Origin of the sequence: Pseudomonas lundensis, assembly GCF_002269125.1 — a bacterium.
GTDB lineage: Bacteria > Pseudomonadota > Gammaproteobacteria > Pseudomonadales > Pseudomonadaceae > Aquipseudomonas > Aquipseudomonas lundensis_A.
This window is the reverse complement of the sequence record NZ_NQKI01000023.1, coordinates 49,541-67,021: the sequence shown is the minus strand read 5'-3', so window position 1 is coordinate 67,021 and position 17,481 is coordinate 49,541. Positions and strand designations below refer to the sequence as shown.

The window sequence follows — 17,481 nt, the reverse complement described above, 5'->3', positions numbered from 1 at the left end:
GGCGTTTTTAATCTCGGGCAGTCTTATTTATCGTCAGGCACCTGCGGAACATTAGCGTTATCCACACCCGTGCCTTCAACTTCTTCGCGCATACGCTTGAGGCCCATATGGCGCACATCCGTTCCGCGCACCAGGTAGATCACCAGCTCCGAAATATTGCGTGCGTGGTCGCCAATCCGCTCCAGCGAACGCAGTACCCAAATGATGCTCAGCACCCGCGAAATCGAACGCGGATCTTCCATCATGTAAGTGGCCAGCTCACGCAGTGCCGTTTTGTATTCGCGGTCGATGATTTTGTCGTACTGCGCCACAGACAGCGCAAGGTCAGCATCGAAACGGGCGAAAGCGTCCAGGGCATCGCGCACCATGTTGCGCACCTGATCGCCAATGTGCCGCACTTCTACGTAACCGCGCGGCGCTTCGCCCTCTTCACAGAGCTGGATCGCACGGCGTGCAATTTTTGTCGCCTCGTCACCGATGCGCTCCAGGTCAATGACTGACTTGGAAATGCTGATAATCAGCCGCAAGTCAGAAGCCGCAGGCTGACGGCGGGCCAGAATGCGCAGGCATTCTTCGTCGATGTTGCGCTCCATCTGATTGATCTGTTCGTCAATTTCGCGCACTTGCTGAGCCAGCCCGGAGTCGGCCTCGATCAACGCCGTGACCGCGTCGTTAACCTGCTTCTCGACCAGCCCGCCCATGGCCAGCAAGTGGCTGCGCACTTCTTCGAGTTCCGCGTTGAATTGCGCGGAAATGTGATGGGTGAGGCCATCCTTTGAAATCATGGTTCTGCTCCGCAAATCGGTGAGCGGCACGCGCCAGGCGGCCAGCCAATTGTGTCATTACGCCAAGCGGCAGGGGCCGCTCCCACTAGCCATAGCGCCCGGTGATGTAATCTTCGGTCTGCTTTTTGGCCGGGTTGGTGAACAGCGTGTCGGTGTCGCCGTATTCGACCATCTTGCCCATGTACATGAAGGCGGTGTAATCCGACACCCGCGCAGCCTGTTGCATATTGTGGGTCACGATCACGATGGTGAACTTGGACTTGAGCTCGTAAATCAGCTCTTCGACTTTCAGTGTCGAGATCGGGTCGAGTGCCGAACACGGCTCATCGAGCAGCAATACTTCGGGTTCGACCGCGATGGTACGGGCAATCACCAGACGCTGCTGCTGACCACCGGACAAGCCCAGCGCCGAGTCGTGCAGACGGTCTTTAACCTCATCCCACAACGCCGCACCTTTAAGGGCCCACTCCACGGCCTCGTCGAGGATGCGCTTTTTGTTGATGCCCTGAATGCGCAAGCCGTAGACCACGTTTTCGTAGATGGTCTTGGGGAACGGGTTGGGCTTCTGGAACACCATGCCCACACGACGACGCAGCTCGGCCACGTCTTCGCCCTTGCGGTAGATGTTATGGCCGTAGAGGTTGATTTCACCTTCGACGCGGCAACCGTCCACCAGATCGTTCATACGGTTAAATGTGCGCAGCAGCGTGGACTTGCCGCAACCCGACGGCCCGATGAACGCAGTCACCCGTTGTTTCGGGATGTTCAGGCTCACGTCGAACAATGCCTGCTTGTCGCCGTAATAAAGGTTTAACCCCGGGACTTCAATGGCGACTTCTTCATTGGCCAGGTTCAAGCTTTGTTTGCTGCGACCCAAGGCCGACATGTTGATGCCGTGGGACGTGGATTCATGCTGCATGGGTTGCTCCATACGCTAAAAATTCGTTCCGGTTACTAAAAACCGGGCTTCTCGTTGGCAGAAGGGCCGATGGGCCGCGCCTGCCATCTATGTTCGTTATCAGCTTTCCAGCGCCTTGTACTTCTCGCGCAGGTGGTTGCGAATCCACACCGCCGACAGGTTCAGGGTCGCGATCACCAGCACCAGCAGCAGCGCCGTGGCGTATACCAGCGGCCGCGCGGCTTCAACGTTCGGGCTCTGGAAGCCCACGTCATAAATATGGAAGCCCAGGTGCATGATCTTCTGGTCCAAATGCAGGTACGGGTAGTTGCCGTCCAGCGGCAGCGACGGCGCCAGCTTGACCACACCCACCAGCATCAGCGGTGCCACTTCACCCGCTGCCCGCGCCACGGCGAGGATCATGCCGGTCATCATGGCCGGGCTGGCCATCGGCAATACGATCTTCCACAGCGTCTCGGACTTGGTCGCACCCAGCGCCAGCGAACCTTCGCGCACCGTACGCGGAATACGCGCCAGCCCCTCTTCAGTGGCCACAATCACCACCGGGACGGCCAGCAGCGCCAGCGTCAGCGAGGCCCACATCAGGCCCGGCGTACCGAAGGTTGGCGCGGGCAGTGCCTCGGCAAAGAACAGTCGGTCAACCGACCCGCCCAGCACGTACACAAAGAAGCCCAGACCAAACACGCCGTACACAATTGCCGGCACACCGGCCAGGTTATTCACAGCAATACGGATCACGCGGGTCAACGTGTTCTGCTTGGCGTATTCACGCAGGTACACCGCCGCCAGCACGCCGAACGGGGTCACGATCACAGCCATGATCAGGGTCATCATCACGGTGCCGAAAATCGCCGGGAAAATACCGCCTTCCGTGTTGGCTTCTCGCGGGTCTTCGCTAAGGAATTCCCAAATGTTACTGAAATACATCGCCAGCTTCTGCCAGCTGTTCATGGCGTTCGGCTGGTAGGCCTTGACCACTTTGCCGATGTTGATTTCCAGCTCTTTACCGTTGGCATCGCGGGCCGTCAGGCTGTCGCGATTGAACTGGGCATGCAGATCACCCAAGCGATCTTCAATCGCTTTGTAGCGCGCATTCAGCTCGGCACGTTCGGCTTCCATGTCCGCCTGGGCTTGCGGTGTCAGTTTGCCTTCCAGCTCCAGCTTGCGGCCCTGCAGACGAATCCGCTCAAGCCCATAGTTGATGGCGCCGATGTCTTTCTTTTCCAGCTGGCTGAGTTGCTTGGCCAGCTCGTTAACGCGCTTGACCCGCGCCTGCAGCTCAGGCCACGCCGCTTCACCTTCGGCAATCACCTTGCCGTTTTCTTTCACATTGACCAAATAGCCGTAGAAGTTACCCCACTCGCGACGCTCGACCGCCAGCAACTCGGGCGGCGTCTTCTGGTCGGTCAGCCACTCGCCCACCACCCACGAAAAGTCGTTGCCGTTGAGGTCGCGGTTGCCGACCTTGATCAGCTCGCGGGTCATGAATTCGGGGCCTTGTTCCGGCACCGGTAAACCGGCGCTTTTCAGGCGTTCGCGGGGCACTTCTTCCTTTTGCACCACTTCGCCCAGCACCACGTGATTGGCTGAGCCCGGCACGTTGTACTGCGCCAGCACCAAATCAGCCGGCCAAAAGTGGCCCAGCCCGCGCACGGCAATCACTGCCAGCAAACCAATGGTCATGATGACCGCGAGCGACACCGCGCCACCGCTGATCCAGACGCCCGGGGCGCCGCTCTTGAACCAACCTTTGAGGGAATTCTGTTTCACAGACTTCTACCTTCCTTAAAGCGACGAATATTTCTTGCGCAGACGCTGACGGATCAGCTCGGCGAGAGTGTTCATGATGAAGGTGAACAACAGCAGCACCAGCGCCGAGAGGAACAGCACGCGGTAGTGACTGCCGCCCACTTCGGATTCAGGCATCTCCACCGCCACGTTCGCCGCCAAAGTCCGCAAGCCTTCGAACAGGTTCATTTCCATGACCGGCGTGTTGCCAGTGGCCATCAGCACGATCATGGTCTCGCCTACCGCACGGCCCATGCCGATCATCAGTGCCGAGAAAATGCCCGGGCTGGCGGTCAGGATGACCACGCGGGTCATGGTTTGCCACGGCGTGGCACCCAGCGCCAGCGAACCCAGCGTCAGGCCGCGCGGCACGCTGAACACGGCATCTTCAGCAATCGAGTAAATGTTCGGGATCACTGCAAAACCCATCGCCAGGCCGACGACCAGAGCGTTGCGCTGGTCATAGGTGATACCCAGGTCGTGGGAGATCCACAAGCGCATGTCGCCGCCGAAGAACCATGCTTCCATGAACGGGCTCATGTACAGCGACAGCCAGCCAATGAACAGAATCACCGGAATCAAAATCAGGCTTTCCCAGCCATCCGGCACGCGCAGGCGGATGGACTCCGGCAGACGACTCCAAGTGAAGCCCGCCAGCAAAATCCCGATCGGCAACAGCATCAGTAGGCTAAAAATCCCCGGCAAATGCCCTTCCACATACGGGGCCAGGAACAGGCCGGCGAAGAAGCCCAGAATCACTGTCGGCATCGCTTCCATCAGTTCGATCACCGGCTTGACCTTACGGCGCAGGCTCGGGGCCATGAAGTAAGCGGTGTAAATAGCCGCGGCAACTGCCAGCGGGGCAGCCAGCAACATCGCGTAGAACGCGGCTTTCAACGTACCGAAGGTCAAAGGCGCGAGGCTCATCTTCGGTTCGAAGTCGGTGTTGGCCGCAGTTGATTGCCAGACGTATTTCGGTTCGTCGTAGTTCTCGTACCAGACCTTGCTCCACAGCGCGCTCCAGGACACTTCCGGGTGCGGGTTCTTCAAGGTCAGCGGCAGCAGCTTGCCGCCCTCTTCCACGATGATGCGGTTGGCGCGTGGTGACAGCGCCATGATGCCGGGGCCTTCAGCGACCTTCTCGACCAGCAGAGTACGGTGCGCGGTGCTGTGGAACACACCAATTTCACCTGCGGCGTCCAGCGCCAGGAAACCTTTGCGGCGTTGTTCGGCGGTGATTTCAACAATCGGTGAGTCGCCCATTTTGAAGCTGCGAATGTGCTTGAAACGCTGTTCACCATCTGGGTCGCGGGCCATGAACCACTGGCTCAGGGTGCCGGTGGAATCACCCAGGATCAGCGAAATGCCACCCACCAACTGGGTACTGGCCGTGATTTCAGTGGTGGCGTCTTCAGCCAATTTGTAACGGCCATTCAAGCTTTTTTCGCGCAGGCTGAACACGTCCGCTTGAGCACGACCATTGATGACATACAGCCATTGCTGACGCGGGTCGATGTACAACGCTTTGACCTTCTCGGTCATCTGCGGCAACTCGATGCGGGTTTCGGAGTTCGTGACCTCACCCGTCATCATGTTTTCTTCACTGGCCAACGACAGCACGTGCAACTGCGCGCCGGTAGAACCGGCCAGCACCAGCGTTGAATCGTTCACGCTGAGGTTCACGTGATCCAGCGCACGCCCTTGAGGATCAAGCGCGACAGGCGCCTGACCGTACGGGTATTCGATGGCCGGGGTGATGGTCTTGTTGCCATCCGGGTAGCTGACTTTATACGTGTGGCGGAACACCAGCGCCTGGCCATTGGACAAGCCCAAGGCCACCACCGGGTTACCCGGTTGATCCTCACCCAGCGACGTCACATGAGTGTCGGCAGGCAGCGGCAGGTTCACGCGGGAGAGCTCATCGCCGTTCTTGGCATTGAAAAACAGCACCATGCCCTGATCGGACACGCGCATACCAACCTGATTCTGCTCTTCAACCGACAGCATCAACGGCTTGCCTGCGTCCTGCATCCATACAGGCGTAATCGCCTGCTTGGCATTCAGGTCGGCGCCCTGAAACAGTGGCAGCACCACATACCCGAGGAAGAAGAAAATCAGGGTGATCGCGCCGAGCACGGCAAGACCACCGATAAATACATACCAGCGGGTCAGGTGATCTTTAAGCGCGCGGATGCGGCGCTTGCGTTGCAGTTCAGGCGTATTGAAATCAATGCGCTTGGGAGCGGATGTCGTAGTCATTGGGGAATTGGCCAGATCATTCATGCGCACACCCTAGCGGTCCTGTATGACAAAAAGATGACAAAGCAGTGACGCAAAAAAGCCGCTGCCCAGTGGGGCTGGCAGCGGAGTGGAAAATTAAGTAGTTACCGGGCTCAGAACCTGATGTCGCGGCCGCAGGCTGCATGTCTTGATTACAGCCTGAGGCAGCAACTACAGGGTTATGCGCCTTCTTTCAAACCAAGGTCGGCCAAGGCTTTGGCAGCAACTTTGGCGGGCAGCGGGATGTAGCCATCCTTGACCACGACTTCTTGACCTTGTTTGGACAGCACCAGCTTGATGAACTCGGCTTCCAGCGGGTTCAGCGGCTTGTTCGGTGCTTTGTTCACGTACACGTAAAGGAAACGCGACAGCGGGTATTTGCCGTTCAATGCGTTCTCTTCAGTGTCTTCAACGAACTCAGTGCTGCCTTTCTTGGCCAGCGGCACGGTTTTCACGCTGGCGGTCTTGTAACCGATGCCCGAATAACCGATGCCGTTCAGCGAGCTGCTGATCGACTGCACCACCGAGGCCGAGCCCGGTTGCTCGTTCACGTTTGGCTTGAAGTCACCTTTGCACAAGGCTTCTTCTTTGAAGTAGCCGTACGTACCGGACACCGAGTTACGACCAAACAGTTGCACCGGCTTGTTGGCCAGATCGCCGGTCACTCCCAGGTCACCCCAGGTTTTGATGTCCGATTTGCCGCCACACAGACGCGTGGAGGAGAAGACAGCGTCAACTTGCTCCATGGTCATGTGCTTGATCGGGTTGTCTTTGTGCACGAACACCGCCAAGGCATCGACGGCCACCGGGATGGCGGTCGGCTTGTAGCCGTACTTCTGCTCGAAGGCTGCCAGTTCGTTGTCTTTCATCTTGCGGCTCATCGGGCCCAGGTTAGCGGTGCCTTCTGTAATCGCAGGGGGCGCGGTTGAGGAACCGGCAGCCTGAATCTGGATATTGACGTTCGGGTATTCTTTTTTGTAGGCCTCAGCCCACAAGGTCATCAGGTTCGCCAGGGTATCGGAACCAACGCTGGAGAGGTTACCCGACACACCAGTGGTCTTAACGTACGGCTGGATTGCCGGATCAACACCCGCGGCAACCGCATTCGCAGTTGCAACGCCTGCGGCGACAAAAGTCAGGGCCGCCATCACACGCTTCAGTCTCATGCCTTACTCCTAGCAAACGGGGTTAGATGAATCGGGGGCCAGTATCTGCAGGCCATGTGACTACTCTATGAACCGATTGTGACAATTAGATGAAAGGCCAGCATTCGCAATAAATGGCTGGCCTTCCAGAGAAGTGGCGCGGGCGTGCCCTAGGGCTAGAGGCCGGGGGTCAGCGGCCTTTCTTCCACAGATAAGCACCGACCAATAAACCCATGGTGCAAATGATTGCAACGTAATACGCCGGGCCCATCGGGCTTTCTTTGAGCAGCAACGTCACGGCCATCGGGGTCAGACCACCGAAAATCGCGTACGCCAGGTTGTAGGAAAACGACAAACCGCTGAAACGCACAACGGGCGGGAACGCTTTAACCATGACATACGGCACCGCCCCGATGGTGCCTACAAACAAACCACTCAATGCGTACAGCGGAAACAACCAATCCGGGTGTTGCAACAGGCTGTGATAGAAGGTCCACGAGGTAATCAACAGCGCAGCACAGCCGAAGACGAACACCTTGCCCGCACCAAATCGGTCCGCCAATGCGCCCGACGCGATGCATCCCAAGCTCAGGAAAACAATGGCCAGGCTGTTGGCTTTCAATGAAACCGTGGCCGAGAAACCATAAATGGTTTGCAGCACGGTCGGGGTCATCAAGATCACCACGATGATCCCGGCCGACAACAACCATGTCAGCAGCATCGACACTGCGATGGCACCACGGTGGTCACGCAAGACAGTTTTGAGCGGTACTTCTTCGGCCAGTGCCTTGCGCAGTTGCAACTCGGCAAACACCGGGGTTTCATGCAACCAGCGACGCAAGTAGACCGAAAACAAACCAAATACGCCGCCGAGCAAGAAGGGAATACGCCACGCGTAGTCAGACACTTCCACCGGGGTGTAAAGGGTGTTGATGGCCGTGGCCACCAGAGAGCCCAGCAAAATACCCGCTGTCAGGCCGCAGGTCAGCGTGCCGCAGGCGTAGCCCACATGCCGTGGGGGTACGTGCTCGGCCACAAAGACCCACGCGCCCGGCACTTCACCACCAATGGCCGCACCCTGAATAACGCGCATCAGCAGCAACAGGATCGGCGCCCACATGCCGATCTGCGCATACGTCGGCAGCAAACCCATGATCAGCGTCGGTACGGCCATCATGAAAATGCTCAAGGTGAACATCTTCTTGCGCCCCAGCAGGTCACCAAAGTGCGCCATGACAATGCCGCCCAGTGGCCGTGCGAGATAACCGGCAGCGAAAATGCCGAAGGTTTGCATCAGTCGTAGCCACTCGGGCATATCGGCCGGGAAAAACAGCTTGCCGACGACCGTGGCAAAGAACACAAAAATAATGAAATCGTAAAACTCCAGCGCGCCGCCCAAGGCAGACAACGAGAGTGTTTTGTAGTCATTACGGGTCAAGGGACGCGAAGGTGGCGCAGCACTGGAAGGCTCGGTGATCATAGGATTTGGGCATCTCTTATTAGGCTAGGCAAAAGCGGCAACGCCCCAGGCATAGGCCGGGCGGTCACGAACGATAACAAATTGCCTGCAAAAGCACAGAGGTAGACGTGTCGCCCCTTTAAAAAGCAGAATCAGACGGTCGTAGACGGCGTTGCCGACCGATATACTCGCGGACCGTAAGCAACGACCTACGGATTTTGAGTGGCTGTACGACACGCCCTAATGCGTCCCTTCAGCCGATACCTCGAAGTTGTTTCCCCTTGGTGCGGCTTGGGAAGAACGTGACGAACGGAGTATGTTCGGGCTGAATCGTTTTTCTAAAGACGCTTTTTCACCCGCAATACACATGATGAATCACGGGTCAGAGGCCCTTCGGCATGCTAGAGCTCGAACAAGAAGATCCAATCCCGCAAGGCGACCTGGCCTTGCAAATTACTGCACTGCCACGCGAAACCAATGGTTTCGGTGATATTTTCGGCGGTTGGCTGGTGTCCCAGATGGACCTCGCTGGCACGGCCATGGCCAGCAAAGTGGCAGGCGGGCGTGTCGCCACCGTCGCCATTGACCGCATGGCGTTTCTGGTCCCAGTGGCAGTCGGTGCCCAACTGTCCTTCTATACCCAAGCCCTGGAAATCGGCCGCAGCTCGATCCAGATGATGGTCGAAGTGTGGAGCGACGACCCGCTGTCCAGCGAATGGCGCAAAGTGACCGAAGCCGTATTTGTGTTCGTCGCCATCGATGGCAGCGGCCGCACGCGCTCGGTGCCGCCACGGCGTTAAACCTGACGGCGTTTTGCCTGTCTACTGCTGCCCTTGTCCTGTAAAGAGAGCCTGTCATGCCCAGCCACACGTCACTCCCGAGCACTTCTCTGAAATTGGGCGAGCTGGACTGCTGGCACTTTATCCACGGGCAAGCGCAACTGCTGATCGCCAAACAGGGCGCGCAGGTGCTGAGCTATCAGGTCGGCGACGACAACCCGGTGATCTGGCTGAACGAAAAGGCGCAGTTCGTCCACGGCAAAGGTATTCGCGCGGGTGTACCGATTTGCTGGCCATGGTTTGGCAACCTGGCCCTCAACCCGCCCAGCGTGCAAGCCATGCGTGCCAGCGCAGAACCCCCCACCGCCCATGGTCTGGTACGCACCCGAGAGTGGGAACTGCTGGATTACGATGACGCCGGCGAAGCGCTGCATATAGAACTGGGCTTACCGCATGTAGAGGGCGGCCTGCCCGGTTGGCCGCACGACGTGTCGCTGACCCTGAAGATCCGCCTCGACACCCACCTGCACCTGAGCCTCGTCAGCCATAACCGCAGCAACACATCGGTCAGCATCAGCCAGGCGTTGCACAGCTATTTTGCGGTCAGCAATGTAAGCCAGGTGCGTGTCGAAGGCGTGGAGGGGCTGACCTACATCGAAACTTTGGATGACTGGAAACGCGTCAAGCAGTCAGGGGATTTGACCTTCAGCGGCGAAACCGACCGCATCTACCTCAACACCCCTGACACACTGAGCATCGTTGACCCTGAATGGGAACGTCGCATCACCCTCCAGAGCGAGGGTTCACGCAGCGCTGTGATCTGGAATCCGTGGATCGACAAGACCGCGCGTTTCAACGACATGGCCGCCGACGGCTGGCAGCGCATGCTGTGCATCGAAACCGCCAACGTAATGGACGACGTCGTCACACTGGAGCCGGGCGCCAGCCACACGCTGGGCGTCAGTATTGGCACAACCGCGCTCTGACACCTGTAACCGCTGACAATCAGCACGAGGCCGCGATCAACACGTGCGGCCTGTCAGCGACTTACAGAACCCTTACAGATCCTCTTCCCTCACCACCCGCACCTGCCCGGCGTCCAGCACATACGCCGCATCGGCCAAGTCATTGGTGACCTTTTCGACCTTCAACGTGCCCGTTACCCACAACGGCGTGTAAATGTCATCCAGCTTCAAGCCTTTTGGATAACGCACCAGCACCAATTGATTGGGAGGCGGAGGCGGAACGTGGATACAGGCACCCGGGTAAGGCACGAGGAAAAACAGCGTGCTGCGCCCTTTCGCGTCGCTTTCGAGCGGCACCGGATAGCCGCCCAGACGGATGGTCTTGCCGTTCATGCTGGCCACTGTCTTGGTGGAATACATAACGGCTGGCAGGCCTTCGCTTTGTTTCAGGCCACCCTTATCGGTAAACGTCCCCTGCGCTTCAGGTGAGTCATGATCGATTTCGGGCATTTGTTCGAGGGCTAATTGATCCGACTTCGGCATCAGCTCGAGCCAATCGGTTTCCGGCAAGTCTGCCGCGTGTACCAGGCTTGCGCCCAGCAAAAGAAAGGTCATTACAAGACGGCGCATGGCGGACTCAACTAAGAAAGACGTAGGACGCCGCGCATTCTAGCCCTCTCTGCGCCTGGCGCAGAGAGAAGCCGCATCCGGTCAGTTCTTTTTAGAGACCATGCCGTAAATGATCAGCAGAATCACGGCACCGACCACTGCGCCGATAAAGCCGGCACCTTCGCCCGCCTTATAGATACCCAGCGCCTGGCCGCCGTACGTAGCTGCCAACGAACCGCCGATACCCAGCAGGATGGTCATGATCCAGCCCATGCTGTCGTCGCCCGGCTTCAGGAAACGGGCCAGCAGGCCAACGATCAAGCCGATAAAAATGGTTCCGATGATGCCCATGGACGATCCCTCTCTTTGAATGGTGTTAAACCAAAGCCTAGACAGCACTTTGGCATCACGCCATCAGAGGGCGGCGGCAACCGAATGGTTCCCGCCGATGTACCGTTTATGCTTCGTCGATCAGCGCTTCAACCCGCAGGATCTGCGCTTGCAGGGTCGCCATGTCGGCACAGCGCAAGTTGGCGTGGCCCACCTTACGACCCGCCTTGAACGCCTTGCCGTAGTGATGCAAATGGCAATCGGCAATCGCCACCACCTTCTCAACCGCAGGCACCGTACCAATAAAGTTGAGCATGGCGCTCTCGCCCACTTTGGCCGTCGAACCCAGCGGCAGGCCAGCAATGGCACGCAGGTGGTTTTCGAACTGGCTGCATTCGGCGCCTTCGGTGGTCCAGTGACCCGAGTTGTGAACCCGAGGCGCGATTTCGTTGGCCTTGAGACCCCCGTCGACTTCAAAGAACTCGAACGCCATCACGCCCACGTAATCCAGCTGCTTGAGCACACGGCTGGAGTAGTCTTCGGCCAGCGCTTGCAGCGGGTGGTCGGTACTGGCAACCGACAGCTTGAGAATGCCGCTGTCGTGGGTGTTATGCACCAACGGGTAGAACCGGGTTTCGCCATCACGACCGCGCACGGCGATCAGCGACACTTCACCCGTGAAGGGTACAAACCCTTCCAGCAAGCATGCGACGCTGCCCAGTTCGGCAAACGTACCCACCACATCGGCCGGGGTGCGCAGCACTTTTTGGCCCTTGCCGTCGTAACCCAGGGTGCGGGTTTTGAGCACGGCTGGCAGGCCAATGCTGGCCACCGCTGCATCCAGGTCCGCCTGGGACTGAATGTCGGCAAAGGCCGGGGTAGGAATACCCAAGTCCTTGAACATGCTTTTTTCGAACCAGCGATCACGGGCAATGCGCAGCGCATCGGCACTCGGGTACACCGGTACGAACTGCGACAGGAACGCCACGGTTTCGGCCGGCACGCTTTCGAACTCAAAGGTCACCAGATCGACTTCGTCCGCCAACTGGCGCAGGTGATCCGGATCACCGTAATCCGCACGCAGATGCTCGCCCAAAGGCGCCGCACAGGCGTCAGGCGCAGGGTCAAGGAAGGCGAAGTTCATGCCCAGCGGAGTGCCCGCCAGAGCCAGCATGCGACCCAACTGGCCGCCACCGATTACACCGATTTTCATCGTTAGAAACCTCAGGCCAGGCGCGGGTCTGGATTGTCCAGCACGCTGTCAGTCTGTTCAGCACGGAATGCTTTCAATACGGTATGGAACTGCGGGTGCTTGGCGCCCAGGATGCTGGCGGACAACAACGCGGCGTTGATCGCCCCGGCCTTGCCGATGGCCAGCGTCGCCACTGGAATACCCGCGGGCATTTGCACGATCGACAACAGCGAGTCGACGCCCGACAGCATCGATGACTGCACCGGCACGCCGAGCACAGGCAAATGGGTTTTTGCCGCACACATGCCTGGCAAGTGGGCTGCGCCACCGGCACCGGCAATAATGACCTCGATTCCGCGGCCTTCGGCCTCTTCGGCATACTGGAACAGCAAATCCGGCGTGCGGTGGGCAGAGACCACTTTCACTTCGTAAGGAATGCCGAGTTTTTCCAGCATATCGGCGGTGTGGCTGAGGGTGGACCAATCGGACTTGGAGCCCATGATCACGCCTACCAGTGCACTCATCGTCGCGCCTCTTCTCTTGGGCGCCCGCAGGCGCGTCAAAAAACAACAAGCCACGTGGGGGATCCGACGTGGCTTGTTATAGGAATTAAGGCCGGTCAAGCCAGCCGAAGGCCGCGCAGTATACCCCAAAGAAGTGCGTTAAAAGCACCTTTGACGACCATCTGTCCGCAGCCTTTTAAATCGTGCAAACACCCGGTTTTACTGACCCTTGGGTCAGGCCACATGCACGCCCGCGCATCCTGCGGCCACGCCAACACGCAATCGAAAAAACTTACACCCACAGGCGAAAAAAGCAGGTCGACTCACAGACACCACGCGTCGTTAACCCCCCCGTCTACGCCTTAACTAATGAAGCCAGCTTGATAACAAGCGACATGACACCGTGCCCAGCACACCCTGCAAAGCGCTCTTCATGCATAAAAGGATTTATAGATGAAGCCCATCACGTTTCATATTTTTGTACACAACGATGTGACCTTGAGCGACCGTGTTCTCGCCCTTCAATATTTCAAAGACTTCACGGACGAAATCTCTGCCATTACAGGGCGCACATTCAAATTCAACTTGCTAAGAAACATTCCGGGGGTCACTGATTTCAACTACACCTCCAAAAGCGCTCAAGAGGTCGCAGATCGCTGGATGGCCGTGGCCGCCGCCTATAAAAACGCCAACAACTTGGGCTGGACCCAAACCGAGCGCTACATTCTGGTGATCAATGGCAAGATTAACGACCAGGTATTAGGGGCCGCCATCCCGCGAAAACCCGCCCTCATTGCCAGCGTCAGTAGCTACCAAGTGATTGCCCATGAAGTAGGGCATAGTTTCACAGCGACTCATGAAGACGCGGAAATAGGCTGGAACCCCTGGGGTATCCCGTGCGAAACCTATGTGTACCCAGAGGTGAGTGCAGCCCGTGCCAACTGCTATCGCTATACCCGGAAAAACCGTGAGCACATTGTTAATTACCTGAAAGACGCCCCCTGACCCCCCGCACGCGTGGTTGCCCATTCGGCTTTTAACGAAAGCGTCGAATAAGCGGATAGGCCTGCTCGACAGGCCTTCCTTTTCACGTTGCCGAAGGGGTAGCCCCGCCTTCCAGCTTGCGCCACAGCAATCGCACGTTAGCCTTGCGCACCAACGCACAGCGATACAGACGAATCTCCAGGGGCACGTGCCATTGCGGCCCGCCACACACCACCAGTTCGCCGCGCGCCAGCTCGGCGCGCACGCTCAAATGAGGCACCCAGGCAATGCCCAGCCCCTCTAGCGCCATGCTCTTGAGGCTATCTGCCATGGCAGTTTCATAAATAGTGGTAAAGCGCAGGCTGCGCTGGCGCAGCAGCAAATTGACCGAGCGCCCTAAAAACGCCCCCGCGCTGTAGGCCAGCAAGGGCACGCTTGCATCGCCTTCCAGGTCGAACAGCGGTTTGCCGTCCGCATCGGCAGCGCACACTGGCAACATTTCGGTATTGCCTAAATGCAACGACGGGAAAATCTCCGGGTCCATCTGCAACGCAGCGTCCGGATCGTAAAAAGCCAGCATCAAATCGCAGCCGCCCTCGCGCAATGCATGCACCGCGTCTCCGACGTTAGTCGCAACAAGGCGTGTCGCAATGTTCAGCCCTTCATTGCGCAATTGCGCGATCCAGCGCGGGAAAAACCCCAGCGCAAGCGAGTGCGCGGCAGCCACTTGCATGACCTCGCCCTGCCCGCCTTCAAGGTGATGCAGGTGGCGCAACACCTCGCCCAACTGCTCGACCACCGTACGGGCGGTGACCAAAAACAGCTGACCGGCCGCAGTCAACTCCACCGGGGTGCGGGAACGATTCACCAACGTCAGCCCCAAGGCCGCTTCGAGGCTGCGAATACGTCGACTGAAGGCCGGTTGCGTCACGAAACGACGCTCAGCCGCTTGAGAAAAACTGCGGGTGGCGGCCAGTGCACTGAAGTCTTCCAGCCATTTACTTTCGAGATTCATTGAGCCTCCCCGAGGCGCACCAATTTGGGTCACACGTTCGACGCGCCCGTCGCGTCACGTCGGCATTATGCCGTTTCTGCATAGGATAGTGTTTAAAGGCATTGGCCCAAAATAGTCCGCAAGCCTAGGATTCGCAGCGTTCCGGCCTATACCGGGTCCTTATCGAGATGATTTCTATCATGTCCTCCGCTGCATCTTTCCGCACTGAAAAAGACCTGCTTGGCGTACTCGAAGTACCCGCTCAAGCGTATTACGGCATCCAGACCCTGCGAGCGGTGAACAACTTCCGTCTCTCCGGCGTTCCGATTTCGCATTACCCAAAGTTGGTTGTGGCCCTGGCCATGGTCAAGCAAGCCGCGGCAGATGCTAACCGCGAACTGGGCCACCTGAGCGCGCCAAAGCATGCGGCCATCAGCGAAGCCTGCGCCCGTCTGGTACGCGGCGACTTCCATGAAGAGTTCGTGGTGGACATGATTCAAGGCGGAGCTGGCACTTCAACCAACATGAATGCCAACGAAGTGATCGCCAACATCGCGCTGGAGGCCATGGGCCACCAGAAAGGCGAATACCAATACCTGCACCCTAACAACGACGTAAACATGGCGCAGTCCACCAACGACGCTTACCCGACGGCCATCCGTCTGGGCCTGTTGTTGGGTCACGACGCGCTGCTGGCCAGCCTCGACAGCCTGATTCAGGCCTTCGCGGCCAAAGGCGTCGAGTTCAACCACGTCCTGAAGATGGGCCGTACCCAGCTGCAAGACGCTGTGCCGATGACCCTCGGCCAGGAATTCCACGCATTCGCCACCACCTTGGGCGAAGACTTGGCACGCCTGAAGACACTGGCGCCAGAGCTGCTGACCGAAGTGAACCTGGGCGGTACCGCGATTGGCACGGGCATCAACGCCGACCCGCGCTACCAGCACCTGGCCGTGACCCGTCTGGCCACCATCAGCGGTCACCCGCTGGTTCCGGCTGCCGACCTGATCGAAGCCACCTCCGACATGGGCGCGTTCGTACTGTTCTCCGGCATGCTCAAGCGTACAGCGGTCAAGCTGTCGAAGATCTGCAACGACCTTCGCCTGCTGTCCAGCGGCCCACGTACCGGTATCAATGAAATCAACCTGCCAGCGCGTCAGCCCGGCAGCTCGATCATGCCCGGCAAGGTCAACCCGGTTATCCCGGAAGCCGTTAACCAGGTGGCGTTCCAGATCATCGGTAACGACTTGGCACTGACCATCGCCGCCGAAGGTGGCCAACTGCAATTGAACGTGATGGAGCCGTTGATCGCCTTCAAGATCTTCGACTCGATCCGCCTGCTGCAACGTGCCATGGACATGCTGCGCGAACACTGCATCGTCGGCATCACCGCCAACGAAGCGCGTTGCCGCGAACTGGTCGAACATTCGATCGGCCTGGTGACCGCACTGAACCCGTACATCGGCTATGAAAACGCCACCCGCATCGCCCGCATCGCCCTTGAAAGCGGCCGCGGCGTGCTGGAACTGGTGCGTGAAGAAGGCTTGCTCGACGACGCCATGCTCGACGACATCCTGCGCCCGGAAAACATGATTGCTCCGCGTCTGGTGCCTCTGAAGGCCTGATGCGGTAACACGATCACCAGGTCGAGGGACTAGACACCTCTCACCTTTTGAGGACTTGCAGATTTATCTGCAGGTCCTTTTTTTTTGCTCGCGGATCGTTGCACGCCATAAGGGGTTTGACGCGCCTGTCGCCAAGCAGGCGCGTGCGGCTTAGTGCGTCACCAGACAGTCCAGCGATTTGTCGACGTACGCCTTGGCCAGCTCCGCCAGATACACAATCGACAACACCACATCACGCGGCGACCCGTTCAATCCATTCCCCGCCTCGCTCGCCGTTGCCTCCATGCAGCGCAACAAGTCTGACGCCTGGGCCAAGGCCGCTTCTAAATTGACACTGTCCGGGATGGCATACGTGGCCGTCCCCACGGGGCGAGCAGGCTGATGGTCGTCAAGGTAGTAATTGAGCGCGCGCTCGGCGGCTGCACGGTCAAGTGACGGAGAAAGGCACTGGGCCGCATCCGGCAGGATGGACGAAGGGGGATCTGGAACAATTTTTTTCATGACATCACTCCTGGTTTCAATAAAGGAGCTGTCACCTGTCGCGACTAAACGAATGGGTGGCAGCCGTACGCAGGTTAGTCGACCGGAGAAACCAGGAACCCGGCGCGCTCGAAGGCGCCCTGCGCACGGCCACCATAAAACGAGAGGCCGAAAAAAAACGCCTCGCGGAGGTGGCGCCTTGCGCCTGGTTTCATACCGGGCGACTAAACCCGACCGCTGAATATGCAGCGATGGGCCGAGACTAGACCCCGATATTGGCAGGCGCAAGCGAACGGGATTTTCAAGGAAGTTTCTGCGGATTGAAAGGGAAGCGTCATACGAAAACCCTGTTTTTTAGCGGTTCGCAGCCCATCGTCCGTGGCGTTGAGCTCCTGCCTAAGAACAGGGTGCGGCTTGCAGCAACGATCGAGGGCAAGGCGCCCGTCCATCCGATTTTCAGCCACTGCCACGCAGTGATATCGGCACGTGCTGGCCCCCCGGAATCAAGGTTAATTCCTACACCAAAACAGCACTTTTCAGACGTGTGCACATGAAAAATCAATGGCTTATGCAGACGCTTCCACTGTGCCTAGGTATAGTGCCCGCCCTCTTGCCATGCATCGGCCCCGCAACAGCGGCCAGCG

General features: G+C 58.4%; 16 protein-coding genes. 4 read left to right on the top strand and 12 right to left on the bottom strand.

What is annotated here, in order from left to right; all coding sequences use genetic code 11:
- Positions 1 to 23: 23 nt before the first annotated feature.
- The 6 genes from phoU to CJF39_RS14985 form a co-directional block, all read right to left on the bottom strand.
- Positions 24 to 785: a phosphate signaling complex protein PhoU gene (gene phoU / locus CJF39_RS15010; protein ID WP_094994120.1), complete on the bottom strand. Its 762-nt coding sequence runs from the start codon at positions 783 to 785 to the stop codon at positions 24 to 26.
- An 85-nt stretch (positions 786 to 870) separates the two neighbouring features.
- Complete coding sequence (gene pstB / locus CJF39_RS15005) at positions 871 to 1,704, bottom strand: phosphate ABC transporter ATP-binding protein PstB (RefSeq protein WP_094994119.1); 834 nt, start codon at positions 1,702 to 1,704, stop codon at positions 871 to 873.
- A 99-nt stretch (positions 1,705 to 1,803) separates the two neighbouring features.
- Positions 1,804 to 3,474: a phosphate ABC transporter permease PstA gene (gene pstA, locus CJF39_RS15000; protein WP_094994118.1), complete on the bottom strand. Its 1,671-nt coding sequence runs from the start codon at positions 3,472 to 3,474 to the stop codon at positions 1,804 to 1,806.
- A 15-nt stretch (positions 3,475 to 3,489) separates the two neighbouring features.
- The gene (locus CJF39_RS14995; protein ID WP_094994117.1) at positions 3,490 to 5,775 is read right to left on the bottom strand and encodes an ABC transporter permease subunit; all 2,286 of its coding nucleotides are present in this window, start codon (positions 5,773 to 5,775) and stop codon (positions 3,490 to 3,492) included.
- A gap of 176 nt (positions 5,776 to 5,951) precedes the next feature.
- The gene (locus tag CJF39_RS14990; protein WP_047279100.1) at positions 5,952 to 6,938 is read right to left on the bottom strand and encodes a phosphate ABC transporter substrate-binding protein PstS; all 987 of its coding nucleotides are present in this window, start codon (positions 6,936 to 6,938) and stop codon (positions 5,952 to 5,954) included.
- 169 nt (positions 6,939 to 7,107) lie between these two features.
- Entirely contained in the window at positions 7,108 to 8,397 is a 1,290-nt protein-coding gene (locus tag CJF39_RS14985) for an MFS transporter (protein ID WP_094994116.1), read from the bottom strand.
- 377 nt (positions 8,398 to 8,774) lie between these two features.
- On the opposite strand from CJF39_RS14985, the gene CJF39_RS14980 reads away from it, so the two are divergent.
- Both CJF39_RS14980 and CJF39_RS14975 read left to right on the top strand, forming a co-directional pair.
- Entirely contained in the window at positions 8,775 to 9,176 is a 402-nt protein-coding gene (locus tag CJF39_RS14980; protein ID WP_003438129.1) for an acyl-CoA thioesterase, read from the top strand.
- A 56-nt stretch (positions 9,177 to 9,232) separates the two neighbouring features.
- The gene (locus CJF39_RS14975; RefSeq protein ID WP_094994115.1) at positions 9,233 to 10,141 is read left to right on the top strand and encodes a D-hexose-6-phosphate mutarotase; all 909 of its coding nucleotides are present in this window, start codon (positions 9,233 to 9,235) and stop codon (positions 10,139 to 10,141) included.
- A 72-nt stretch (positions 10,142 to 10,213) separates the two neighbouring features.
- Here the strand turns inward: CJF39_RS14975 and CJF39_RS14970 are convergent, their stop codons facing one another.
- The 4 genes from CJF39_RS14970 to purE all read right to left on the bottom strand — a co-directional run bounded on the left by CJF39_RS14970 (position 10,214) and on the right by purE (position 12,775).
- A complete protein-coding gene (locus tag CJF39_RS14970) occupies positions 10,214 to 10,750 on the bottom strand; it encodes a DUF3299 domain-containing protein (RefSeq protein WP_094994114.1) in 537 nt (178 codons plus the stop codon).
- An 81-nt stretch (positions 10,751 to 10,831) separates the two neighbouring features.
- The gene (locus CJF39_RS14965) at positions 10,832 to 11,080 is read right to left on the bottom strand and encodes a GlsB/YeaQ/YmgE family stress response membrane protein (RefSeq protein ID WP_094994113.1); all 249 of its coding nucleotides are present in this window, start codon (positions 11,078 to 11,080) and stop codon (positions 10,832 to 10,834) included.
- 106 nt (positions 11,081 to 11,186) lie between these two features.
- Positions 11,187 to 12,272 (bottom strand): 5-(carboxyamino)imidazole ribonucleotide synthase, encoded by a 1,086-nt coding sequence (locus CJF39_RS14960; RefSeq protein WP_094994112.1) that lies wholly within the window; start codon positions 12,270 to 12,272, stop codon positions 11,187 to 11,189.
- An 11-nt stretch (positions 12,273 to 12,283) separates the two neighbouring features.
- Positions 12,284 to 12,775, bottom strand: coding sequence for a 5-(carboxyamino)imidazole ribonucleotide mutase (purE, locus tag CJF39_RS14955; RefSeq protein WP_047279087.1), 492 nt, complete (start codon positions 12,773 to 12,775; stop codon positions 12,284 to 12,286).
- A gap of 432 nt (positions 12,776 to 13,207) precedes the next feature.
- Between purE and CJF39_RS14950 the strand changes: the two genes are divergently transcribed.
- Positions 13,208 to 13,759: a reprolysin-like metallopeptidase gene (locus tag CJF39_RS14950; protein ID WP_094994111.1), complete on the top strand. Its 552-nt coding sequence runs from the start codon at positions 13,208 to 13,210 to the stop codon at positions 13,757 to 13,759.
- Between the two features lie 82 nt (positions 13,760 to 13,841).
- Here the strand turns inward: CJF39_RS14950 and CJF39_RS14945 are convergent, their stop codons facing one another.
- Positions 13,842 to 14,753 carry a LysR substrate-binding domain-containing protein gene (locus tag CJF39_RS14945; protein WP_094994110.1) on the bottom strand — a complete coding sequence of 304 codons (912 nt, stop codon included), beginning with the start codon at positions 14,751 to 14,753 and terminating at the stop codon, positions 13,842 to 13,844.
- A gap of 179 nt (positions 14,754 to 14,932) precedes the next feature.
- Between CJF39_RS14945 and aspA the strand changes: the two genes are divergently transcribed.
- A complete protein-coding gene (aspA, locus tag CJF39_RS14940) occupies positions 14,933 to 16,357 on the top strand; it encodes an aspartate ammonia-lyase (protein ID WP_094994109.1) in 1,425 nt (474 codons plus the stop codon).
- Between the two features lie 150 nt (positions 16,358 to 16,507).
- On the opposite strand, the gene CJF39_RS14935 is transcribed toward aspA, so the two are convergent.
- Positions 16,508 to 16,858 (bottom strand): DUF6124 family protein, encoded by a 351-nt coding sequence (locus tag CJF39_RS14935; protein ID WP_094994108.1) that lies wholly within the window; start codon positions 16,856 to 16,858, stop codon positions 16,508 to 16,510.
- Positions 16,859 to 17,481 lie beyond the last annotated feature (623 nt).